The 19,745-nt window shown below is 58.4% G+C and carries 15 protein-coding genes and 1 pseudogene; 8 read left to right on the forward strand and 8 right to left on the reverse strand.

The window, feature by feature from the left end; all coding sequences use genetic code 11:
- From RTK32_RS05910 to thpR, 7 genes are all read right to left on the reverse strand, one after another.
- The coding region (locus RTK32_RS05910; protein WP_312042551.1) for a 3-methyl-2-oxobutanoate hydroxymethyltransferase at positions 1–441 on the reverse strand (441 nt) is incomplete at its 3' end.
- Between the two features lie 58 nt (positions 442–499).
- Entirely contained in the window at positions 500–976 is a 477-nt protein-coding gene (folK, locus tag RTK32_RS05915; protein WP_312042552.1) for a 2-amino-4-hydroxy-6-hydroxymethyldihydropteridine diphosphokinase, read from the reverse strand.
- Positions 973–2,391: a polynucleotide adenylyltransferase PcnB gene (gene pcnB, locus RTK32_RS05920; RefSeq protein WP_312042563.1), complete on the reverse strand. Its 1,419-nt coding sequence runs from the start codon at positions 2,389–2,391 to the stop codon at positions 973–975. The genes folK and pcnB overlap by 4 nt, the downstream gene beginning before the upstream one ends.
- A 138-nt stretch (positions 2,392–2,529) precedes the next feature.
- Positions 2,530–3,405, reverse strand: a complete 876-nt coding sequence (gene gluQRS / locus RTK32_RS05925) for a tRNA glutamyl-Q(34) synthetase GluQRS (protein WP_312042564.1) — start codon at positions 3,403–3,405, stop codon at positions 2,530–2,532.
- Between the two features lie 53 nt (positions 3,406–3,458).
- Positions 3,459–3,914, reverse strand: coding sequence for an RNA polymerase-binding protein DksA (gene dksA / locus RTK32_RS05930; RefSeq protein ID WP_246758256.1), 456 nt, complete (start codon positions 3,912–3,914; stop codon positions 3,459–3,461).
- Between the two features lie 179 nt (positions 3,915–4,093).
- Complete coding sequence (gene sfsA / locus RTK32_RS05935; RefSeq protein WP_312042553.1) at positions 4,094–4,798, reverse strand: DNA/RNA nuclease SfsA; 705 nt, start codon at positions 4,796–4,798, stop codon at positions 4,094–4,096.
- Positions 4,795–5,334, reverse strand: coding sequence for an RNA 2',3'-cyclic phosphodiesterase (gene thpR, locus RTK32_RS05940; protein ID WP_312042554.1), 540 nt, complete (start codon positions 5,332–5,334; stop codon positions 4,795–4,797). The genes sfsA and thpR overlap by 4 nt, the downstream gene beginning before the upstream one ends.
- 68 nt (positions 5,335–5,402) lie before the next feature.
- On the opposite strand from thpR, the gene hrpB reads away from it, so the two are divergent.
- The 6 genes from hrpB (at position 5,403) to fhuB (ending at position 16,605) form a co-directional block, all read left to right on the forward strand.
- Positions 5,403–7,838, forward strand: coding sequence for an ATP-dependent helicase HrpB (gene hrpB / locus RTK32_RS05945; protein ID WP_312042555.1), 2,436 nt, complete (start codon positions 5,403–5,405; stop codon positions 7,836–7,838).
- Positions 7,839–7,924: 86 nt separating this feature from the next.
- The gene (gene mrcB, locus RTK32_RS05950; RefSeq protein WP_312042556.1) at positions 7,925–10,456 is read left to right on the forward strand and encodes a bifunctional glycosyl transferase/transpeptidase; all 2,532 of its coding nucleotides are present in this window, start codon (positions 7,925–7,927) and stop codon (positions 10,454–10,456) included.
- A 308-nt stretch (positions 10,457–10,764) separates the two neighbouring features.
- Positions 10,765–12,903, forward strand: a complete 2,139-nt coding sequence (fhuA, locus tag RTK32_RS05955) for a ferrichrome porin FhuA (RefSeq protein WP_409451066.1) — start codon at positions 10,765–10,767, stop codon at positions 12,901–12,903.
- A gap of 45 nt (positions 12,904–12,948) precedes the next feature.
- Positions 12,949–13,743, forward strand: coding sequence for a Fe3+-hydroxamate ABC transporter ATP-binding protein FhuC (gene fhuC / locus RTK32_RS05960; RefSeq protein ID WP_312042558.1), 795 nt, complete (start codon positions 12,949–12,951; stop codon positions 13,741–13,743).
- 10 nt (positions 13,744–13,753) lie between these two features.
- A complete protein-coding gene (gene fhuD / locus RTK32_RS05965) occupies positions 13,754–14,635 on the forward strand; it encodes a Fe(3+)-hydroxamate ABC transporter substrate-binding protein FhuD (RefSeq protein ID WP_312042559.1) in 882 nt (293 codons plus the stop codon).
- Positions 14,632–16,605 carry a Fe(3+)-hydroxamate ABC transporter permease FhuB gene (gene fhuB, locus RTK32_RS05970; protein ID WP_312042560.1) on the forward strand — a complete coding sequence of 658 codons (1,974 nt, stop codon included), beginning with the start codon at positions 14,632–14,634 and terminating at the stop codon, positions 16,603–16,605. Before fhuD ends, fhuB begins: the two co-directional genes overlap by 4 nt.
- A gap of 36 nt (positions 16,606–16,641) precedes the next feature.
- Here fhuB and hemL read toward each other — a convergent pair whose 3' ends face one another.
- Positions 16,642–17,925: a glutamate-1-semialdehyde 2,1-aminomutase gene (gene hemL / locus RTK32_RS05975; protein WP_312042561.1), complete on the reverse strand. Its 1,284-nt coding sequence runs from the start codon at positions 17,923–17,925 to the stop codon at positions 16,642–16,644.
- A gap of 170 nt (positions 17,926–18,095) precedes the next feature.
- Between hemL and clcA the strand changes: the two genes are divergently transcribed.
- Positions 18,096–19,529: a H(+)/Cl(-) exchange transporter ClcA gene (gene clcA / locus RTK32_RS05980; protein ID WP_312042562.1), complete on the forward strand. Its 1,434-nt coding sequence runs from the start codon at positions 18,096–18,098 to the stop codon at positions 19,527–19,529.
- Positions 19,530–19,602: 73 nt separating this feature from the next.
- A pseudogene (locus RTK32_RS05985) lies at positions 19,603–19,745 on the forward strand (iron-sulfur cluster insertion protein ErpA); the annotation flags it as partial.

The following is a 19,745-nucleotide window of genomic DNA, read 5'->3' on the forward strand; positions in this document are numbered from 1 at the left end:
GAAGATATTGACCGACTGTGGCGTCAGGCCCAGATGCCCGCAGACCGGCACGGTGCGCTCGGCCAGCTGACGTACGGTTTCGCACAGCCAGGCACCGCCTTCAATTTTTACCATGTTTGCGCCGGCCCGCATCAGTTCTGCCGAGCTGGTAAAAGCCTGTTCCGGCGTGGCGAAAGTCATAAAGGGGAGATCGGCCATCAGAAGAGCCGCAGGCGCGCCACGGCGGACAAGGCGAGTGTGATAAGCAATATCATCCAGCGTGACGGGCAGCGTGGAGTCGTGGCCCTGAACGACCATACCAAGCGAATCACCGACCAGCATAACGTCGATGCCTTCGTCGGCAAACAGGCGGGCAAAGCTGTAGTCATAAGCGGTAACGGAAGCGAATTTGCGGCCGCTTTTTTTCCATTGGCGGAGGGTGGAGACCGTTGTCGGTTTCATGACAACCTCTGAGAAAGTGTTCTGGTGGGCGTATCTTAATGGAAGGGCAGTAGCGTGGCTACCAGGACTTGATGGCGCGGCAGTCCAGCGTGGCAACAAGCGTTTTAAGCGGCGTGCCGTCGGGCAAAATCAGTTCTGGCGCGATGGACAGCAGCGGCACCAGCATAAAAGCCCGGTTGCGCATATCGTAGTGCGGCACGGTCAGGCGCGGCGTCGCTATGGTCAGATCGCCGAACAGCATGATATCCAGATCCAGCGTGCGCGGTCCCCAACGTTCATCCTTACGTACGCGGCCCTGTTCCCGCTCAATACGCTGAGTATGGTCAAGCAGCGCTTCTGGCGACAGCGTTGTTTCCAGCGCGACGGCAGCGTTAAGGTAGTCTGGCTGATCCGGCGGGCCGTAGGGAGGCGTGCGGAAGAATGAGGAACTGGCGAGCAGAGTGGTTTGCGGCAGCCTGGCCAGTGCATCAAGTGCGGACTGCACCTGATGCAAGGGATCGGCCAGATTGCTGCCTAAGGCGAGATACGCCCTCATACGTTGCTGCTGTTACCGTCACGACGCGGGCCAGGCACGCGCTTGCGTGGACGGCGAGTACGACGGCGCGGCACCGGATCGTCGCCCAGCGTATTCAGCATCGTTTTCTGCTGTGGCGGCGCGGCTACCTGGAACTCGCCCCACCAGGCGGAGAGGCGCAGCAGCTCCTGATTATTTTCAACTTCGGCACGCAGAGCCAGCAGATCGTAAGCGGCGCGGAATTTAGGATGCTCCATCAGCTTCCAGGCGCGCTTGCCGTGACGACGGGAAAGACGCAGCTGCAGCTGCCAGATATCGCGAACCAACGTGGTAATGCGTTTCGGAATAGCCAGTGAACGGCACGCTTCGTCGAGCACGTCATTCATCGCCAGCGCGAAAGCGTCATAGTAGGCCAGGCCGCTTTCCTGCGCGATCTTCTGCGCCGCTTCGAGCTGCGGATACCAGAACATGGCGGAGAACAGGAACGCCGGGTTAACGCGCATATCGTTATGGATGCGGTTATCGGTGTTTTTCAGAACCTGAACCACCATCCGTTCCATATTGCTGTCGCCCTGATCGGTAAAATAGCGGGTGATCAGGGGGAACAGCGGCTGGAACAGCTGATATTCACGCAGCTGTAAATAGGTGGTATAGCCGTAACCGGCCTGCAGGAGCTTCAGCGTCTCTTCAAACAGACGCGCAGGCGGAATATCGTGCAGCAGCGTCGCCAGGCGAGGGATAGGTTCGGCCGTTTCGGCGGCGATGCTCATATCCAGTTTGGCGGCAAAGCGGATCACGCGCAGCATACGCACGGGATCTTCACGATAGCGCGTTTCCGGATCGCCAATCAGGCGGATAATGCCCTGATGCAGATCGTTCAGGCCGCCCACGTAATCGCGTACGCTGAAATCGGACACGCTGTAATAAAGGCTGTTGATAGTCAGATCGCGGCGCTGGGCGTCATCTTCAATGGTGCCGAAAATGTTGTCGCGCAGCAGCATACCGTTCTGGCCGCGCTGCGAGTTATTGCGATCGGACTCGGGTTGTTCGGCTTCGTGATGGCCACGGAAAGTGGCGACCTCAATGATTTCCGGCCCGAACATGACGTGGGCGAGGCGAAAACGGCGGCCAACCAGACGGCAGTTGCGGAACAGCTTGCGCATCTGCTCCGGCGTGGCGTTGGTGGTGACGTCGAAGTCTTTCGGTTTTTTGCCCAGCAGTAAATCGCGGACGCCGCCACCGACAAGGTAAGCCTCATAGCCCGCTTTATTCAGTCGGTACAATACCTTGAGGGCATTTTCACTGATGTCTTTACGCGAGATAGCGTGCCCGTCACGCGGGATCACGGTCATCTTAGGCGCTACTGGCACCTCGGCTGGCGCCTCGCCTTCGCGGTTCAAAACTTTTCGGCAAAAATTAGCAACTCGGGTAAAAATGGGACACCTCGATAGTGACGTTATAGCTGGGCGATAAAAAACAGCGGCTAATCATAGCTCAGTGTGGCGCGTTTGAGAATGATCATCTCGCTTCGTTCTGGTTTTCAGGCCAGAGCACGCGCGCGTATTCACTTTATACTAACCATTCTGCAACAGTATATTCTGGCGCGGTATGCGGGCCAGATCCCAGGCCGCAACCGCTTTTTCCAGCAGGACAGACAGCGTTTCATCGCGCCATCCATCACTCACCGGCTGACCTAAAAAACGCAGCGCCTGCACCAGCACGGGCCGCGGATCGCCTTCCGGCAGCGGCGGCGCATGATTTTGTTTGGAAAGCTTATTGCCATCGGCGCTGACCGCCAGCGGCAGATGCAGATAGGCGGGCACCGGCCAGCCAAGACGCTGATACAGCACAATCTGCCGTACCGTCGGTTCAATCAGGTCAGCGCCTCTGACCACGTCCGTGACGCCCTGAAAATGGTCGTCTGTCACTACGGCGAGATTATAGGCAAACAGACCGTCCCGGCGATGAATAATAAAATCTTCCCGAGCCAACGCGGGATCGGCAATCACTTCACCACGCAATGTATCGGTGAAACCCTCGACAGGGCGATCGACGCGCAGCCGTAATGCGGCATTGGCCGGGCCGCGATGGCGCGTCCGGCAGTAGCCATCGTAAAGGCCGCCGATTTGTCTGATACGGCTACGCGTGCAGGTACAGTAATAGCTGTGGCCCTGCTGATTCAGCCAGGCGAGCACTTCACGATAGGCTTCATGACGCTGTGACTGCCAGAGCACCTCGCCGTCCCAGTGCAGGCCATAGTGCTCCAGCTGCTGAAGAATACGCCGCGCCGCGCCGGGCACTTCGCGAGGCGGATCGATATCTTCAATGCGCACCAGCCATTTGCCCTGCTGTGCCCGTGCCTGTAAATAGCTGCCAAGCGCGGCAATCAGCGAGCCGAAATGGAGTTCACCGGAAGGAGAGGGGGCGAAGCGCCCGATACGGGATGACATCGTAGAAGAGACAGGCAGTGAAGCAGATGCCTCACTGCACAATCCATTAGCCATTAACCGGCCATTTGTTTTTCGCGGATTTCCGCCAGCGTTTTACAGTCGATGCAAAGATCGGCGGTAGGACGTGCTTCAAGGCGACGGATACCGATTTCAACGCCACAGGAGTCGCAGTAGCCGAAATCGTCATCTTCTACTTTCTTCAGCGTCTTCTCGATCTTTTTAATCAGTTTGCGCTCGCGGTCACGGTTACGCAGCTCAAGACTGAATTCTTCTTCCTGTGCGGCCCGGTCAACCGGATCGGGGAAGTTGGCGGCTTCATCTTGCATATGCGTGACGGTGCGATCAACTTCATCCCGAAGCTGGTTACGCCAGGCTTCAAGGATCTTCTTGAAATGCGCCAGCTGGGCTTCATTCATGTACTCTTCGCCCGGCTTCTCCTGATAAGGTTCCACACCAGCGATGGCGAGAATACTCAGGGACGAGGTTTTACGGTTTTGCCCTTCTTGCATGTTGTTTCTCCTGGATAACACGCACTATCGATCCCCAGAGGGGATAAAAACAGGTCGCTATAAATAGCAGAAGCGATCAAGGTTGGCAATTATTCCTGAACATCCCTTGACAAGGCTGTGAGGAAAAGCGTAACTGACGCGACATAAGACCCTTCATATAACAGTTAATTGCGCCGGCATTACGGGTTCACAATCAATTTCCTCTCTACGACCAGACCTTCAGGCGAGAGACTCGCTTTACAGGCAAGCACCTCAACCCCGCTTGCGCGAGCCTGAACCATGAGTTCTGCGTAGCGTGCATCAATATGATGCGCCGGGGTGACGTCCTCAATCCCCGAATGCAGAACGACAAATAAAAGCACCGCACGTTCACCGTTTTCCGCCATCTTCGCCAGCTCGCGGAGATGCTTTTGGCCACGCTCGGTAACCGCATCCGGAAAGTAGCCCTTACCCTGTTGTAAAAGCGTCACGGATTTGACTTCAATATAGCAGTTAGCGCGGCCCTCTGCTTTTAACAGGAAATCAATCCGGCTTTTTTCGGCGCCATATTTCACCTCACTCCGTAAATCGGTATAACCGGATAATTCCGGAATCAATCCGGCCAGCAACGCTTCTTTTGCCAGCCCGTTAGCGCGCAGCGTATTGACGCAAATCCAGTGTCCCTGCTGCGTTTGCGTCAGCTCCCAGCTGTGTGGGTATTTTCTGGTCAGGCTGTCTGACGTGGAGTACCACACCGTATCGCCCGGCGTCGCACAGCCGGTCATCGCGCCGGTATTGGCGCAGTGCAGCGTGAGTTCGGTGCCCTCTGGCGTAATGACATCGGCCAAAAAACGCTTATAACGTTTGACCAGCGTGGCCTGGCGCAGCGGAGGATAAAAATTCATAAACTTTCCTGTTGCAGTGCCCAGCTTGCCAGCTCCCGGTAACGCGTGCGGCCCTGACTGAACAGCGATTCAAAAAGCGCAAAACGCTCCACGCGACACTGCCAGCTAAAATTACGCGGCGGCAGCGCTACCGGTTGCAGAGCATTACGGAACAATGTGACATGCGGATGAAAGGGCAGCGGACTTTGATAACAGCCGCTGCGTGCGGCCTGCGAGCGTAGCAGTCCGGCCAGCTGCAGTAACCCGCGCGGCGCCTGCTTCGGCCCCAGCCAGACCACGCCCGAGCGCGGCCAGTGCCCGGCATCGTCCAGCGTCAGGGTAAACGGGGCCTGCCTGATGCGGCCAGCCATCTGCTGCAGCGCCCGCTGCTTTTCCGGCCCGACGTCACCCAGAAAGGCCAGGGTAAGGTGCAGGTTAGCGGCCGCTACCGGTCGGCCTGTCTCTTCTGCAAATGTCGCGGCGCGCCACGTTATCACGCTCTGGCAGCTACTGGCCGGCAGCGCGATGCCGAAAAACAGTCTTTTTTGCGGGTTCATGGTGCTCTCCGGTATTCCAGAAGCAGGAATGCTACAATGCCTGGCAATTTAAGGCCAGGAGCAGAGACGTGAGTTCATTACCAGTCAGCGCTGTCTTACCCGAGCTGTTAGTGGCCCTGCGGGATGCTCCGCAGGTGCTGCTGGCGGCACCGACGGGCGCGGGAAAATCAACATGGCTGCCGCTGCAGCTTCTTCAACAGTTCAGCGGACGTATCCTGCTGCTGGAGCCGCGCAGGCTGGCGGCGCGCAACGTGGCTCAGCGGCTGGCGGAGCTGCTCGGAGAAGAGCCGGGCCAGACCGTGGGCTATAGAATGCGGGCGGAAAGCCGAAGCGGGCCGACCACGCGGCTGGAAGTGATCACGGAAGGCATCCTGACGCGGATGTTGCAGCACGACCCTATGCTGGAAGGCGTCTCGCTGGTGATCCTTGATGAGTTTCACGAACGCAGCCTGCAGGCCGATCTGGCGCTGGCGCTGCTGCTGGACGTGCAGCAGGGGCTACGCGAGGATCTGAAAATCCTGCTGATGTCGGCCACGCTGGACAATACACGCCTGCAGGCGATGCTGCCGGATGCCCCCTCGATCTGTTCGGAAGGCCGATCGTTCCCCGTTGAGCGTCGCTATGCGTCCCTCTCTGCCAGCCACCGGTTTGAAGAGGCAGTGGCTCGTCAGGTCAGCGATCTGCTGCGTGAAGAGGCCGGGTCGCTGCTGCTGTTTCTGCCCGGCGTGGCCGAAATCCAGCGGGTGCAGACCCAGCTCGCTTCTTTAGTTGCCAGCGATGTCGATCTTTCTCCTTTATATGGTGCGCTGCCGCTGGCGGATCAGCGTAAAGCGATTCTTCCCGCGCCCGTCGGCCGTCGAAAGGTGGTGCTGGCGACCAATATCGCGGAAACCAGCCTGACGATTGAAGGCATCCGACTGGTGGTGGACAGCGCGCTGGAGCGGACGGCGCTGTTTGATACGCGAACCGGCCTGACACGGCTGCAAACGCAGCGCGTCAGCCAGGCTTCTATGATCCAGCGCGCCGGACGTGCGGGCCGACTGGCGCCAGGGATCTGTCTGCATTTGATCCCCAAAGAACAGGCGGAACGTGCGGCAGCCCACAGCGACGCGGAAATACTGCAAAGCGATTTAAGCTCGCTGTGGCTGGATCTGCTGCAATGGGGCTGCCATGACGCGGGGCAGCTCTGCTGGCTGGATAAGCCGCCTGCCGCCAGTCTGGCTCAGGCGCAGCGGCTATTGTCGCAGCTTGGCGCAACTAATGAGGCCGGACAGCTGACCGCCAAAGGCAGGCGTATGGCGGCTTTCGGCAGCGAGCCGCGTCTTGCCGCCATGCTGGTGGAGGCGGGTGACGACGCGGACAGTGCCGCCACGGCAACCATGCTGGCGGCGATACTGGAAGAGCCGCCGCGCGGCAGCGTGGATTTGCGGGATGCGCTGCATCGCCGCCAGCCTAACTGGCAGAAACGAGCGAAACAGCTGCAACAACGGCTGCGCGTGGCGGGCGGAACCCTCAATGCAGAGTTGGCCGCGCCTTTGCTGGCGAGCGCTTTTCCAGACCGCATCGCCCGTCGTCGCGGTCTGGAGGGGCGTTATCAGTTGGCTAACGGCATGGGCGCTATGCTCGATCGGGAAGAGGCGCTGACACGCTATGAATGGCTGCTTGCCCCCGCGTTATTACAGGGCAGCGCGCAGCCGGATGCGAGGATCCTTCAGGCGCTGCCGCTGACGATAGAAACGCTGATTGCGCGGCGGCCGCAGCTGCTTGAGCAGCGGGTGGAAGTCGAATGGCACGACGAGCGCGGCACGCTCTCCGCCTGGCGCCGCGAACAAATTGGTGAATTGGTGTTAAAATCCCAGCCGCTGAGTAAGCCCGATGACGAGGTACTACACCCGGCAATGCTACGCTGGATCCGCAGTAAAGGGCTGTCGGTGCTCAACTGGAGCCCCGCCGCCGCGCAGTTACGTATCCGGCTGGTCTGTGCCGCGCAGTGGCTGCCGGAGCAGAACTGGCCAGCAGCCAGCGAGGCCGATCTGCTCGCCACCCTTGAAAAATGGCTCTTACCCATGATGAGCGGCGTGCGGGATGCTAAAGGGTTAAAACAGATTGACTGCGTCAGTGCGCTATTACAATTGCTCACATGGTCGCAACGTCAGCAACTGGATACTGTGCTACCAACTCATTACACTGTGCCCACCGGAAGCCGGCTGCCGATCCGCTACGATGAAGAGAAGCCGCCCGCGCTGGCGGTGCGGCTGCAGGAGATGTTCGGTGAGGCACAAAATCCCAGCGTGGCGGAAGGGCGCGTTCCGCTGGTGCTGGAGCTGCTTTCGCCTGCGCAAAGGCCGCTGCAGATCACCCGCGATCTGGCGGGCTTCTGGCAGGGAGCCTGGCGTGAGGTGCAAAAAGAGATGAAAGGGCGCTATCCCAAACATCTCTGGCCCGACGATCCGGCTACCGCGCTGCCGACGCGGCGCACCAAAAAGTATTCCGCGCCTTCCTGAGCGCCTTTCAGAAGGTTCCCGTTCCACAGCAATTCAGGTAAGTGCATAGTCGGCCCGCCGACTGTGGCTCTGGAGAAAAGAAACGAATGTCAGACGATCGCGAACCTATTGGGCGTAAAGGTAAACAGCCCAACCCCCCGCGTAAAACAGCGGGCCGGGGTCGCCGCAGGGAAGTAGATAATGTTGATTTTCAGGACGATAACCATAATAACGAGGAGAGAGTACCCGTGCCACGTAAAGGAAAAGGACGGCCGCCGCGTAAAAGAGGCTGGCTGAGCTTAATGATTAAGCTGCTGCTGATCTTTATTGTACTGATGGCGGTATATGGGGTGTACCTCGATTCGCAGATCCGCAGCCGCATTGACGGCAAAGTCTGGCAGCTGCCCGCCACGGTTTATGGCCGTATGGTCAGCCTTGAGCCGGGTATGGCTTACGATAAAAAAGAGATGATCGCTCTGCTTGAAGGCACGCAATACCGTGAGGTGACGCGCATGACGCGGCCTGGCGAGTTTACCGTCCAGGGCAACAGCATTGAAATGATCCGCCGCCCGTTTGACTTCCCGGACAGCAAAGAAGGGCAGATCCGGGCGCGGCTGAGCTTTGATAACGACTCGCTGACCGAAATCAAAAACCTCGACAGCGGCCGCGATTTTGGCTTCTTCCGTCTCGATCCGCGCCTGATCACTATGCTGCAATCGCCCAACGGCGAGCAGCGCCTGTTCGTGCCGCGCGCAGGCTTCCCGGATCTGCTGGTCGATACGCTGGTGGCAACTGAAGATCGTCATTTCTATCAGCACGACGGCATTAGCTTCTATTCTATTGGCCGCGCCTTCCTGGCGAATATCACGGCAGGAAAAGCGGTGCAGGGCGGCAGTACGCTGACCCAGCAGCTGGTGAAAAACCTCTTTCTGACCAATAAACGTTCGCTGTGGCGCAAGGCTAACGAAGCCTATATGGCGCTGATTATGGACGCGCGTTACAGCAAGGACCGTATCCTTGAGCTTTACCTGAATGAGGTTTACCTCGGCCAGGCGGGCAACGATCAGATCCGTGGCTTCCCGCTGGCGAGCCTCTACTACTTTGGTCGTCCGGTGGACGAGCTGAGTCTGGATCAGCAGGCGCTGCTGGTGGGCATGGTGAAAGGAGCCTCGCTCTATAACCCATGGCGCAATCCGAAGCTGTCGCTGGAACGCCGTAACCTGGTGCTGCGTCTGCTGCAGCAGCAGAAAGTGATCGATCAGGAGCTGTACGACATGCTCAGCGCACGTCCGCTTGGCGTACAGCCGAAGGGCGGCGTGATTACGCCACAGCCTGCGTTTATGCAGATGGTGCGCAACGAGCTGCAGGCGAAGCTGGGCGATAAGGTGAAAGATCTTTCCGGCGTGAAAATCTTCACCACGCTGGATTCTGTCTCGCAGGACGCGGCGGAAAAAGCGGTGGAAGAAGGCATCCCGGTGCTGCGTAAACAGCGCAACCTGAAGGATTTGGAAACCGCGATGGTGATCGTCGATCGCTTCAGCGGTGAAGTTCGCGCCATGGTTGGCGGGGCCGATCCTCAGTTTGCTGGTTACAACCGTGCGCTGCAGGCGCGCCGTTCGATTGGTTCTCTGGCTAAGCCGGCTACCTATCTGACCGCGCTGAGCCAGCCGGATACCTACCGCCTGAATACCTGGATCGCCGATAACCCTATCGCGTTGAAGCAGCCAAACGGTCAGGTCTGGAAGCCGCAGAATGACGATCGTCGCTTCAGTGGACAGGTAATGCTGGTCGATGCGCTGGCGCACTCCATGAACGTGCCAACGGTCAATCTGGGTATGACGCTGGGCCTGCCGCAGGTGGTGGATACCTGGACCAAACTCGGCGTGCAGAAAGATCAGCTGCAGCCGGTGCCCGCGATGCTGCTGGGTGCGCTGAACCTGACGCCGGTAGAAGTGGCTCAGGCGTTCCAGACTATCGCCAGCGGCGGGGATCGCGCTCAGCTTTCCGCGCTGCGTTCGGTTATTGCTGAAGACGGCACCGTGCTTTATCAGAGCTTCCCGCAGGCGGAACGCACCGTGCCGGCACAGGCGGCCTACCTGACGCTCTACGCGATGCAGCAGGTGGCACAAGAGGGCACGGCCCGTGCGTTAGGTTCACGCTATCCTAAAGCGCATCTGGCCGCGAAAACAGGCACGACCAACAACCAAATTGATAGCTGGTTTGCGGGCGTGGATGGCAAAGAAGTGGCCATCACCTGGATTGGTCGCGACAATAACCAGACCACCAAACTCTACGGTGCCAGCGGCGCAATGCAGATCTACCGTCGCTATCTGGATAATCAGGCACCGATGCCGCTGATGCCGACGCCGCCGGAAGATATTGCGCCAATGAATGTCGATTCGGCCGGGAACTTTGTCTGTGGCACCGGCAGCAGCAGCTGGCGGACATTGCCGGTCTGGACCACGGACGCCGATGCGCTTTGCCAACAGCAGCAGCAGATGCAACAGCAGCAAATGCAGCAGCAGCAACAGCAAATGCAGCAACAGCAGCAACAGCAGCAACCCGCGCAACAGCCGCAAAACGAGCAGAAGGATGCAGACGGCGTGGCGGGCTGGATCAAAGATATGTTCGGTAAATAACAGAAAACTGATTAACAGCCGGTTCTTAATGAACCGGCTTTTTTTTGCCTTTTGGCCGGTCAGGCACAGCGATAAAGGCATAAAAAGCGGCTTTTCAATGCCACCAGGTTTTAATGGCTGCTTTTTTCCTGCTTTACGCGAGGTTGGCTTCCGGTCGGTTGGCGTCAAAAGTGGCCGATTTTTTCTTGCGAAGGCGGCGTTAATTCGCCTATTATCCCGTCGTTATAATAATAATTCTCGTTTACATTCTACTTTTCATCAGAGAACGTTAAATGGCTCTTTTATCTTTTAAATCATCCGCTTTGCCGATGAGCCGACTGGCCTGCCTGATTGCCGTCGCGCTGTCTTCTTCTGCTTTCGCCACCAGCGAACAAACTCTTACCGTTAGCGCCAGTGCTGATACTACCAGCGAAAGCGCGTGGGGGCCGGCGCCAACCATTGCCGCCAAACGCAGCGCCACCGGCACCAAAACCGATACGCCAATTGAAAAAAATCCACAGTCCGTTTCGGTGGTGACCCGTGATGAAATCGAGATGCGCAACGTCAACACGGTGAAGGAAGCCTTTAATTATTCGCCTGGTGTCATGACCGGCAACCGCGGCAGCTCGCAGGTTATCGACGCGCTGGCCATCCGCGGCTTCAGCGAAACCAACACCAATCAGTATCTGGATGGCCTGAAGCTGCAGGGCGACAACTACTCAGAGTTCGCTATCGATCCTTATTTTCTGGAACGCGCGGAACTGCTGCGCGGCCCGGTATCCGTGCTTTACGGCAAGAGCAACCCGGGTGGCGTGGTCGCGCTGGTCAGCAAACGCCCGACCACGGAAACGCTGCGTGAAGTCCAGTTCCAGATGGGGACGGACAACCAGTTCTCCACCGGCTTTGATTTTGGCGGCGCGCTGGATGACAGCGGCGTTTATTCTTACCGCTTAACCGGCCTGGCACGCAGCCAGGACGCACAGCAGACCATGCAGAAAGAGAAGCGCTATACCCTGGCGCCTTCCTTTAGCTGGCAGCCCGATGCCAACACCAACTTCACGCTATTAACCTATTTCCAGAACGAACCAGAAACGGGTTACTACGGCTGGTTGCCGCGTCAGGGTACCGTAGTGCCGATCGTGGATGCTAATGGTCAGCAGCACAAGCTCGCCACCGATTTTGATGAAGGCGAGGCGAGCAACAAGATCTCCCGCAACACCAAAATGGTGGGCTATAACTTCTCGCACAGCTTCAATGATACCTGGACCGTGCGTCAAAACCTGCGCTATGCCGATCTCCGTACCGACTATCGCAGCATTTACGGTAACGGTTTCGACAGCGACAATAACATCACTCGCGGCTATGCCGTGTCTGAAGAAGAGCTGAACCAGTTTGCCGTAGATAACCAGGCCCAGGCGAAATTTGCCACGGGCGCGCTGGCTCACACCCTGCTGCTGGGCGTCGACTATCAGCGTACCCGCAATGATATCAATGCCGGATTTGGTCTCGCTTCGCCGCTGAGCGCGGTGGATCCACAGTATGGCAACGACAGCACCACCATCACTTCCCCGTATCACTATCTGAACAAGCAGGAGCAGACCGGTCTGTACGCGCAGGATCAGATGGAGTGGGATCGTTGGGTGATGACGCTGGGCACGCGCTACGACTATGCCATGACCTCGGCATTCAATCGCGACGGTAATACACTGTCGAAAAACCACGACCAGGCCTTTACCTGGCGCGGCGGTCTGAACTATGTCTTTGATAATGGCGTGGCGCCTTATTTCAGCTACAGCGAATCCTTTATTCCTACCCCCGGCACCACTAAAGAGGGCGCACTGTTCGATCCGTCACGGGCTAAACAGTACGAAGCTGGCGTGAAATACGTGCCGAAAGATCGCCCGATCGTGATTACCGGTGCCCTCTATCAACTGACCAAAACCAAAAACCTGACGGCCGACCCTGACCAGAACGTGTATAGCGTGCAGGGCGGCGAAATCCGCTCGCGCGGCGTAGAGCTGGAGGCGAAGGCGGCAGTCAATGCTAACGTTAATGTTACCGCTTCCTACACCTATACCGATGCGGAATATACGCACGATACCTTGCTCAAAGGCAAAACGCCGGTAAACGTGCCGAAAAACATGGCGTCGCTGTGGGCTGATTATACCTTCCACGAAACGGCGCTTTCTGGCCTCACCGTGGGAAGCGGCGTGCGCTATGTCGGCGAGAGTAAAAGCTTATACAGCACCGGTACCAACGCGAACCAGAACTTCAATGTAGCGGCCTATACCACCGTGGATGCCGTCGTGAAATACGATCTGGGGCGTTTCGGCCTGCCAGGCTCGTCGGTTGGCGTCAACGTCAACAACCTCTTCGATCGGGATTATGTCGCCAGCTGCTATCGCGACTACGCCTGCTACTGGGGCGCCGAACGTCAAATCGTCGGTACCGCCACCTTCCGTTTCTAACTCAACCGGGCGCGGTTTGCCGCGCCCGTCAGGCAGAAGATTGTTATGCATTCTCCGCACGTAACCGACAGCACCTTCTCGCTGCATCAAGCCTCGTTTGCCGTTCCGGGCCGTATCCTGCTCCAGCCGCTGTCGCTGACCTTTCCTGCCGGACAAGTCTGCGGCCTGATTGGGCATAACGGATCCGGTAAATCCACGCTGTTAAAATTGCTGGGGCGTCATCATACGGTTACCCACGGCGAAGTGCGGCTGAACGGTAAAGCGCTGGCGCAGTGGCCCGCTAAACCGTTCGCCCGTGAAGTGGCTTATCTGCCGCAGCAGCTGCCGGCCGCCGAAGGCATGACGGTACGGGAACTGGTTTCGATGGGGCGCTATCCCTGGCACGGTGCGCTGGGCCGCTTTGGCAGCGAAGATCGCGATCGCGTTGACGAAGCCATTGCACTGGTAGGCCTGAAACCTTTCGCCTCGCGTCTGGTAGACAGCCTCTCCGGCGGCGAACGCCAGCGTGCCTGGCTTGCCATGCTGGTGGCGCAGAACAGCCGCTGCCTGCTGTTGGATGAACCGACTTCCGCGCTGGATATTGCCCATCAGGTAGAGGTGCTGGCGCTTATCCAGCGGCTCAGCCGTGAGCGAGGCCTGACCGTGATCGCCGTCCTGCACGATATCAATATGGCCGCCCGTTACTGTGACCATCTGGTTGCATTGCGCAGTGGCGGGATGATTGCTCAGGGCGATGCCGGAGCGATTATGCAGCCGGACGTGCTGCAGGCGATTTACGGTATTCCTATGGGCATCCTGCCGCATCCCGAGGGCCGCACGCCGGTAAGCTTTGTTTATTAAGGGAATTTCTATGCCGGATATCTATCGCCGCCGCCTGTTGATGGCCATGGCGCTTGCGCCTTTGCTGCCGGCCTTCGACACCCGTGCCGCATCAAACGTTGACGCCACGCGCATCGTTTCGCTGGAGTGGCTACCGACAGAACTGCTGCTGGCCCTGGGCGTCGCCCCCATGGGCGTGGCCGAAATGTATAACTATCAGCTGTGGGTCGGTGAGCCAAAACTGCCCGCCTCGACGGTGGATCTTGGCCTGCGTACCGAACCGAATCTTGAACTGATTATGCAGATGCAGCCTTCGTTAATCCTTTACTCTTCCGGCTACGGTCCCGCCAGCGACAGGCTGGCGAAGATCGCCCCCTCTATGGGCTTCGCTTTCAGCAACGCCAGCGGCAAGCCGCTGACCGTGGCACGGCAATCGCTGATGCAGCTGGCCGACCGCCTCGATCGCGTGCCGCAGGCGCAGCGCCATCTGGCGCAGTTTGACGCCTTTATCGCCGCGACCAGAACGCGTGTTGCCGGTCGAACGTCCCGTCCCGTACTGCTGATGTCACTGCTGGATACGCGCCATGCGCTGGTTTTCGGCAAAGGCAGCCTGTTTCTGGAAGTGATGAATGAACTGGGGCTGGAAAACGCCTGGCAGGGTGAAACTAATTTCTGGGGCAGCGCGGTGATCGGACTGGAAAGACTGGCGACGCTAAAAGGGGTAGAGGCGATCTGCTTTGCTCATGGAGACGACCACTTAATGCAGCAGGTCAGCGCAACGCCGCTCTGGCAGGCGATGGATTTTGTCCGGCAGCAGCGTTTTCGCCGCGTGCCACAGGTTTGGTTCTATGGCGCAACGCTTTCTGCAATGCGCTTTTGCCAGTCGCTGGACCATGCGCTGGAGTCGTTATGAACACATCTTTGCGTTTTCCTTTTACCCTGTTAACGCTGCTTTTTGTGCTGGCGTTAGGCCTTACCGGCTATAACTTCAGCCAGCATCTTGCCCCGGCACTGTGGTTCAGCACCATAAAAGTGACCAGCCCGGAAAGCGTCAGCCAGATGGTGTTCCATTATAGCCTGCTGCCAAGACTGGCACTGTCGCTGCTGGTTGGCGCCGGGCTGGGGCTGGTGGGGTTGCTCTTTCAGCAGGTATTACGCAATCCCCTGGCGGAGCCGACCACGCTTGGGGTAGCAACCGGCGCACAGCTGGGTTTGACTGTTGCAGCGCTCTGGAGCCTGCCACCGCTCAGCCAGCAAATGGCCGCCATGCTCGGCGCACTGGCCATCGGGCTGATTGTTTTTGGCATCGCCTGGGGGAAAAGGCTTTCTCCGGTTACGCTGATTTTGGCCGGGCTGGTGATGTCCCTCTACTGCGGCGCGGTTAACCAGCTTATCGGCCTGTTTCATCACGACAGGTTGCAGAATATCTTTTTATGGGGAACCGGCTCGCTGAACCAGATGGACTGGAGCAACGTCGACTTTCTCTGGCCGAAGCTGCTGACAGGCTTTGTGCTGGCACTGTTGTTGCGCAGGCCCATGACGCTGATGGGGTTGGATGACGGCGTGGCGAAAAACCTGGGGCTGGCGCTTTCACTGGCCCGCTTTGGCGTGCTGGCGCTGGCCGTGGTGCTTAGCGCGCAGCTGGTGAACGCGGCGGGCGTTATTGGCTTTATCGGCCTGTTTGCGCCACTGCTGGCAAAAATGCTTGGTGCCAGACGACTGCTTAGCCGCCTGCTGCTGGCGCCCTTTATCGGCATGTTGCTGCTGTGGCTGGCCGACCAGAGCGTGATCTGGCTGACCGACCGCTGGCAGGAAATTTCCACCGGGACCGCGACCGCCATCATTGGTGCGCCGTTGCTGCTGTGGTTACTGCCGCGCCTGCATACCGCTGCGAGACCGCCCGCTCTGGATCAGGGCGATAGCGTGCCCGCCGAGCGTCACGGTCTGCTGATCTGGTGCCTGGTCGGCCTGGCATTGCTGCTGGTTCTTGGCGCGGTGGCGCTAAGTTTTGGACGCGGAGCTGACGGCTGGACGTGGGCGAGCGGCGAATTGTGGCAGCAGTTGTTACCCTGGCGGATGCCGAGACTGACGGCGGCATTAGCGACAGGAATGATGCTGGGGGCCGCAGGCTGCCTGGTGCAGCGTCTGACGGGCAACCCGATGGCCAGCCCGGAAGTGCTGGGTATCAGTTCTGGCGCTGCCTTTGGCGTCGTAATAATGCTGTTTCTGGTGCCCGGCGATGCTTTTGGCTGGCTGTTGCCCGCAGGCAGTCTTGGCGCGGCGATAACGCTGTTGATCATTACTTTTGTCGGCGGACGCGGCGGCTTCTCGCCTGAACGAATGCTGCTGGCAGGCATGGCGTTGAGTACCGCTTTTGCCACTTTGCTGCTGCTATTGATGGCCAGCGGCGATCCGCGTATGGCCGAACTGATGACCTGGATTGCTGGCTCGACCTACAACATTAACGGCGAGCAGGCGATACGGACAATTATCGTAGCAGCGGTGTTGTTAGCCCTGACGCCGCTATGTCGTCGCTGGCTGACGCTGTTGCCGTTAGGCGGTGAAACGGCACGTTCGCTGGGCGTGGCGCTGAAAACTTCGCGGATGGCTCTGCTGCTGCTGGCAGCGGCGCTGACGGCGGCGGCGACGCTGACTATCGGACCGTTGAGCTTTGTGGGGCTGATGGCTCCGCATATCGCCAGAATGTTGGGGTTCCGGCGTGCGCTGCCGCAGTTATTTATTGCGGTTTTGCTCGGCGGCGGTTTGATGATGATAGCGGACTGGTGCGGACGGATGGTGGCCTTCCCGGCCCAGGTCCCGGCGGGACTGCTGGCAACCTTTATCGGCGCGCCTTACTTTGTTTATCTGCTGCGTAAGGTATGAGGGCAGGGCAGCGTTCAGCACGCTGCCCCAAAGCCGTTACGCCAGCTTAGCGAAGCTGCGGCGTGCGGCATCTATGGTACGCTGGATATCTTCCTGACTGTGCGCCAGCGACATAAAGCCCGCTTCAAAGGCTGAAGGAGCAAAGTAAACCCCTTCTTCCAGCATCAGGTGGAAAAACGTTTTAAAGCGTTCCACATCGCATTGGGTGACATCCTGGTAGCAGGTCACTTCCGCTGCATCGGTAAAGAACAGGCCGAACATGCCGCCGACGTGGTTGACCACCAGCGGAATGCGCGTTTCTGCCGCGGCTTTCAGCAGGCCTTCCGCCAGCTGAGTAGTGAGCTCAGTGAGCGTGGCGTGCGTGCCGGGCTTTGCCAGCTCGGTCAGGCAGGCAAAACCAGCCGCCATGGCAATCGGGTTACCTGAAAGGGTGCCCGCCTGATAAACCGGGCCGGTTGGCGCCAGCGCTTCCATGACTTCACGACGGCCACCAAACGCGCCGACCGGCATCCCGCCGCCGATGATTTTGCCCAGGCAGGTCAGATCGGGCACCACGCCGTAATGCGCTTGCGCGCCAGCCAGCGCTACGCGAAAACCGGTCATCACTTCATCGATAATCAGCAGCGCGCCAAATTCGTCACAGAGCGCCCGCAGACCCGGCAGGAAGGCCGGCAACGGGGGAATGCAGTTCATGTTACCGGCAACCGGCTCGACAATAATGCAGGCAATTTCATGCGGATACTGTTCGAAAGCGGCGCGCACGGAATCCAGATCGTTATAGGTGCAGGTCAGGGTATGTTTGGCAAAATCGGCAGGGACGCCCGGCGAATTTGGCTGGCCCAGCGTCAGCGCGCCTGAACCGGCTTTGACCAGCAGGTGATCGGCGTGGCCGTGATAACAGCCTTCAAACTTGATGATCTTGTCGCGATGGGTAAAGCCGCGAGCCAGACGAATGGCGCTCATTGTCGCTTCGGTGCCGGAGTTCACCATCCGCACCATATCCATCGTTGGCACCAGTTCGGTGACCAGCTCGGCCATTTTAACTTCCATCTCAGTCGGCGCGCCAAAGCTCAGGCCGCGTTCTGCCGCTTCGATAACCGCGTGACGGATGACGGGATGATTGTGGCCCAACACCATCGGTCCCCAGGAACCCACGTAATCGACATAGGCTTTGCCGTCGGCGTCGTAAAGGTAAGCGCCGTCAGCGCGTTCAATAAAGAGCGGTACGCCGCCAACGCCGGTAAAAGCGCGTACCGGCGAATTGACGCCGCCGGGAATAACTTGCTGTGCCTGAGCATACAGATTTTCAGACTTACTCATGGTGCCGCTCCTGAGGATGCATTAAGAAAAACCCCGTCATTCTAAGGGAACAGACGGTTGAGTTGAAAGGCCGCTGGCGCTTTTGACACGAAAGGATAAGCAATTGTTCGCGACAGCTACGGTGGGATGGGTAAAATACCTCCTTCGCCTGAGCTGATAACGAATGGAATATGCACCAGACTACTTCTTCGTCCGACCAGTTAAACGTGGTGCCAGCCCGACGCGGTGATTTTCTCCGCCTGTTATTAAGACGAGATAAAACGCCGGTAGTGGTGTTTATTATGGCAGGCATTGTTGGCCTGCTGGCTGGTCTGATGGGCGTCGCGTTCGAAAAAGCGGTGCATATGATCGCCCACTGGCGGCTATCCATGCTGGCCAGCGTCGAAAAATACTGGATCCTGCTTTTCCCCCTGGCTTTTATCCTTTCTGCCCTGTTGGCCGTCGTAGGGTATTATCTGGTGCGCCGGTTTGCGCCGGAAGCCTCCGGCTCCGGTATTCCGGAAATCGAAGGCGCACTGGAAGAGCTGCGCCCGGTGCGCTGGTGGCGGGTGATCCCGGTAAAATTTATCGGCGGCATGGGCACGCTTGGCGCAGGAATGGTGCTGGGGCGCGAGGGACCGACGGTGCAGCTGGGCGGCAACATTGGCCGCATGGTACTGGATATTTTCCGCATGAAAGGCATCGAGGCTCGCCACTCCTTGCTGGCTACCGGCGCGGCTGCCGGACTTTCGGCCGCTTTTAACGCACCGCTGGCTGGCATTCTGTTTATTATCGAAGAGATGCGTTTGCAGTTCCGCTACAGCGTGATTTCTATCAAGGCCGTGTTTATCGGCGTTATTATGTCGAGCATCGTTTTTCGGGTATTCAACGGCGAACATGCGGTGATCGCCGTCGGTAAACTTGCCATTGCGCCGGTCAATACGCTCTGGCTTTACCTGCTGTTGGGCATGATTTTCGGCATCGTCGGCGTGGCATTTAACGCGCTGATTTTTAAAACGCAGGATATGTTTCAGCGCCTCCACGGTGGCAAACTGAAAAAAGTGCTGATTATTGGTGCCGTGCTGGGCGGCGTTTGCGGCGTGCTGGGCGTGATCGAGCCGGAAGCGGCAGGCGGCGGCTTCGAGCTGATCCCGATTGCGGCAGCGGGTCACTATACCGTAGGTACGCTGTTATTTATCTTTATCGCCCGCGTGGCGACCACGCTGCTCTGCTTTGGCTCCGGCGCACCGGGCGGGATTTTTGCTCCGATGCTGGCGCTGGGGACGCTGCTGGGGACGGCCTTTGGTATGGCCAGCACCGCGCTGTTTCCTGCTTATCATCTGGAAGCCGGGACGTTTGCTATTGCTGGTATGGGGGCGCTGTTCGCCGCGTCGGTCAGAGCACCGCTTACCGGGATCGTGCTGGTGCTGGAAATGACCGACAATTACCAGCTTATTCTGCCCATGATTATTACCTGCCTTGGGGCAACCTTACTGGCACAGTTCCTTGGCGGTAAACCGCTCTATTCTTCGCTGCTGGCGCGAACCCTGGAAAAACAGCAGCAGGCCGACGATGCGGCAGCAGCTGCTGCTAACACGACGGCGAGTAAACAGGCGCATACTTGATTGCTATACTGGTGTGTAAGATAATGGTGCGATAAATGGTCGAATTCTGACCGATCGCCTGATGGAGTATAAAATGAGTGAAGATGTAGCTCTGCCCCTGCAGTTTACCGAAGCAGCGGCCAGTAAAGTTAAAAACCTGATCTCAGATGAAGAGAACCCTGACCTGAAACTGCGCGTTTATATTACCGGCGGCGGTTGCAGCGGTTTCCAGTATGG

Origin of the sequence: Erwinia sp., assembly GCF_031978025.1 — a bacterium.
GTDB lineage: Bacteria > Pseudomonadota > Gammaproteobacteria > Enterobacterales > Enterobacteriaceae > Erwinia.

Coding starts and splice junctions, on each gene's coding strand:
- folK (WP_312042552.1), bottom strand. CDS start 976: ATGAGGGCGTATCTCGCCTTAGGCAGCAATCTGGCCGATCCCTTGCAT.
- gluQRS (WP_312042564.1), bottom strand. CDS start 3,405: ATGTCATCCCGTATCGGGCGCTTCGCCCCCTCTCCTTCCGGTGAACTC.
- dksA (WP_246758256.1), bottom strand. CDS start 3,914: ATGCAAGAAGGGCAAAACCGTAAAACCTCGTCCCTGAGTATTCTCGCC.
- sfsA (WP_312042553.1), bottom strand. CDS start 4,798: ATGAATTTTTATCCTCCGCTGCGCCAGGCCACGCTGGTCAAACGTTAT.
- thpR (WP_312042554.1), bottom strand. CDS start 5,334: ATGAACCCGCAAAAAAGACTGTTTTTCGGCATCGCGCTGCCGGCCAGT.
- mrcB (WP_312042556.1), top strand. CDS start 7,925: ATGTCAGACGATCGCGAACCTATTGGGCGTAAAGGTAAACAGCCCAAC.
- fhuA (WP_409451066.1), top strand. CDS start 10,765: ATGAGCCGACTGGCCTGCCTGATTGCCGTCGCGCTGTCTTCTTCTGCT.
- fhuC (WP_312042558.1), top strand. CDS start 12,949: ATGCATTCTCCGCACGTAACCGACAGCACCTTCTCGCTGCATCAAGCC.
- fhuD (WP_312042559.1), top strand. CDS start 13,754: ATGCCGGATATCTATCGCCGCCGCCTGTTGATGGCCATGGCGCTTGCG.
- fhuB (WP_312042560.1), top strand. CDS start 14,632: ATGAACACATCTTTGCGTTTTCCTTTTACCCTGTTAACGCTGCTTTTT.
- hemL (WP_312042561.1), bottom strand. CDS start 17,925: ATGAGTAAGTCTGAAAATCTGTATGCTCAGGCACAGCAAGTTATTCCC.
- clcA (WP_312042562.1), top strand. CDS start 18,096: ATGCACCAGACTACTTCTTCGTCCGACCAGTTAAACGTGGTGCCAGCC.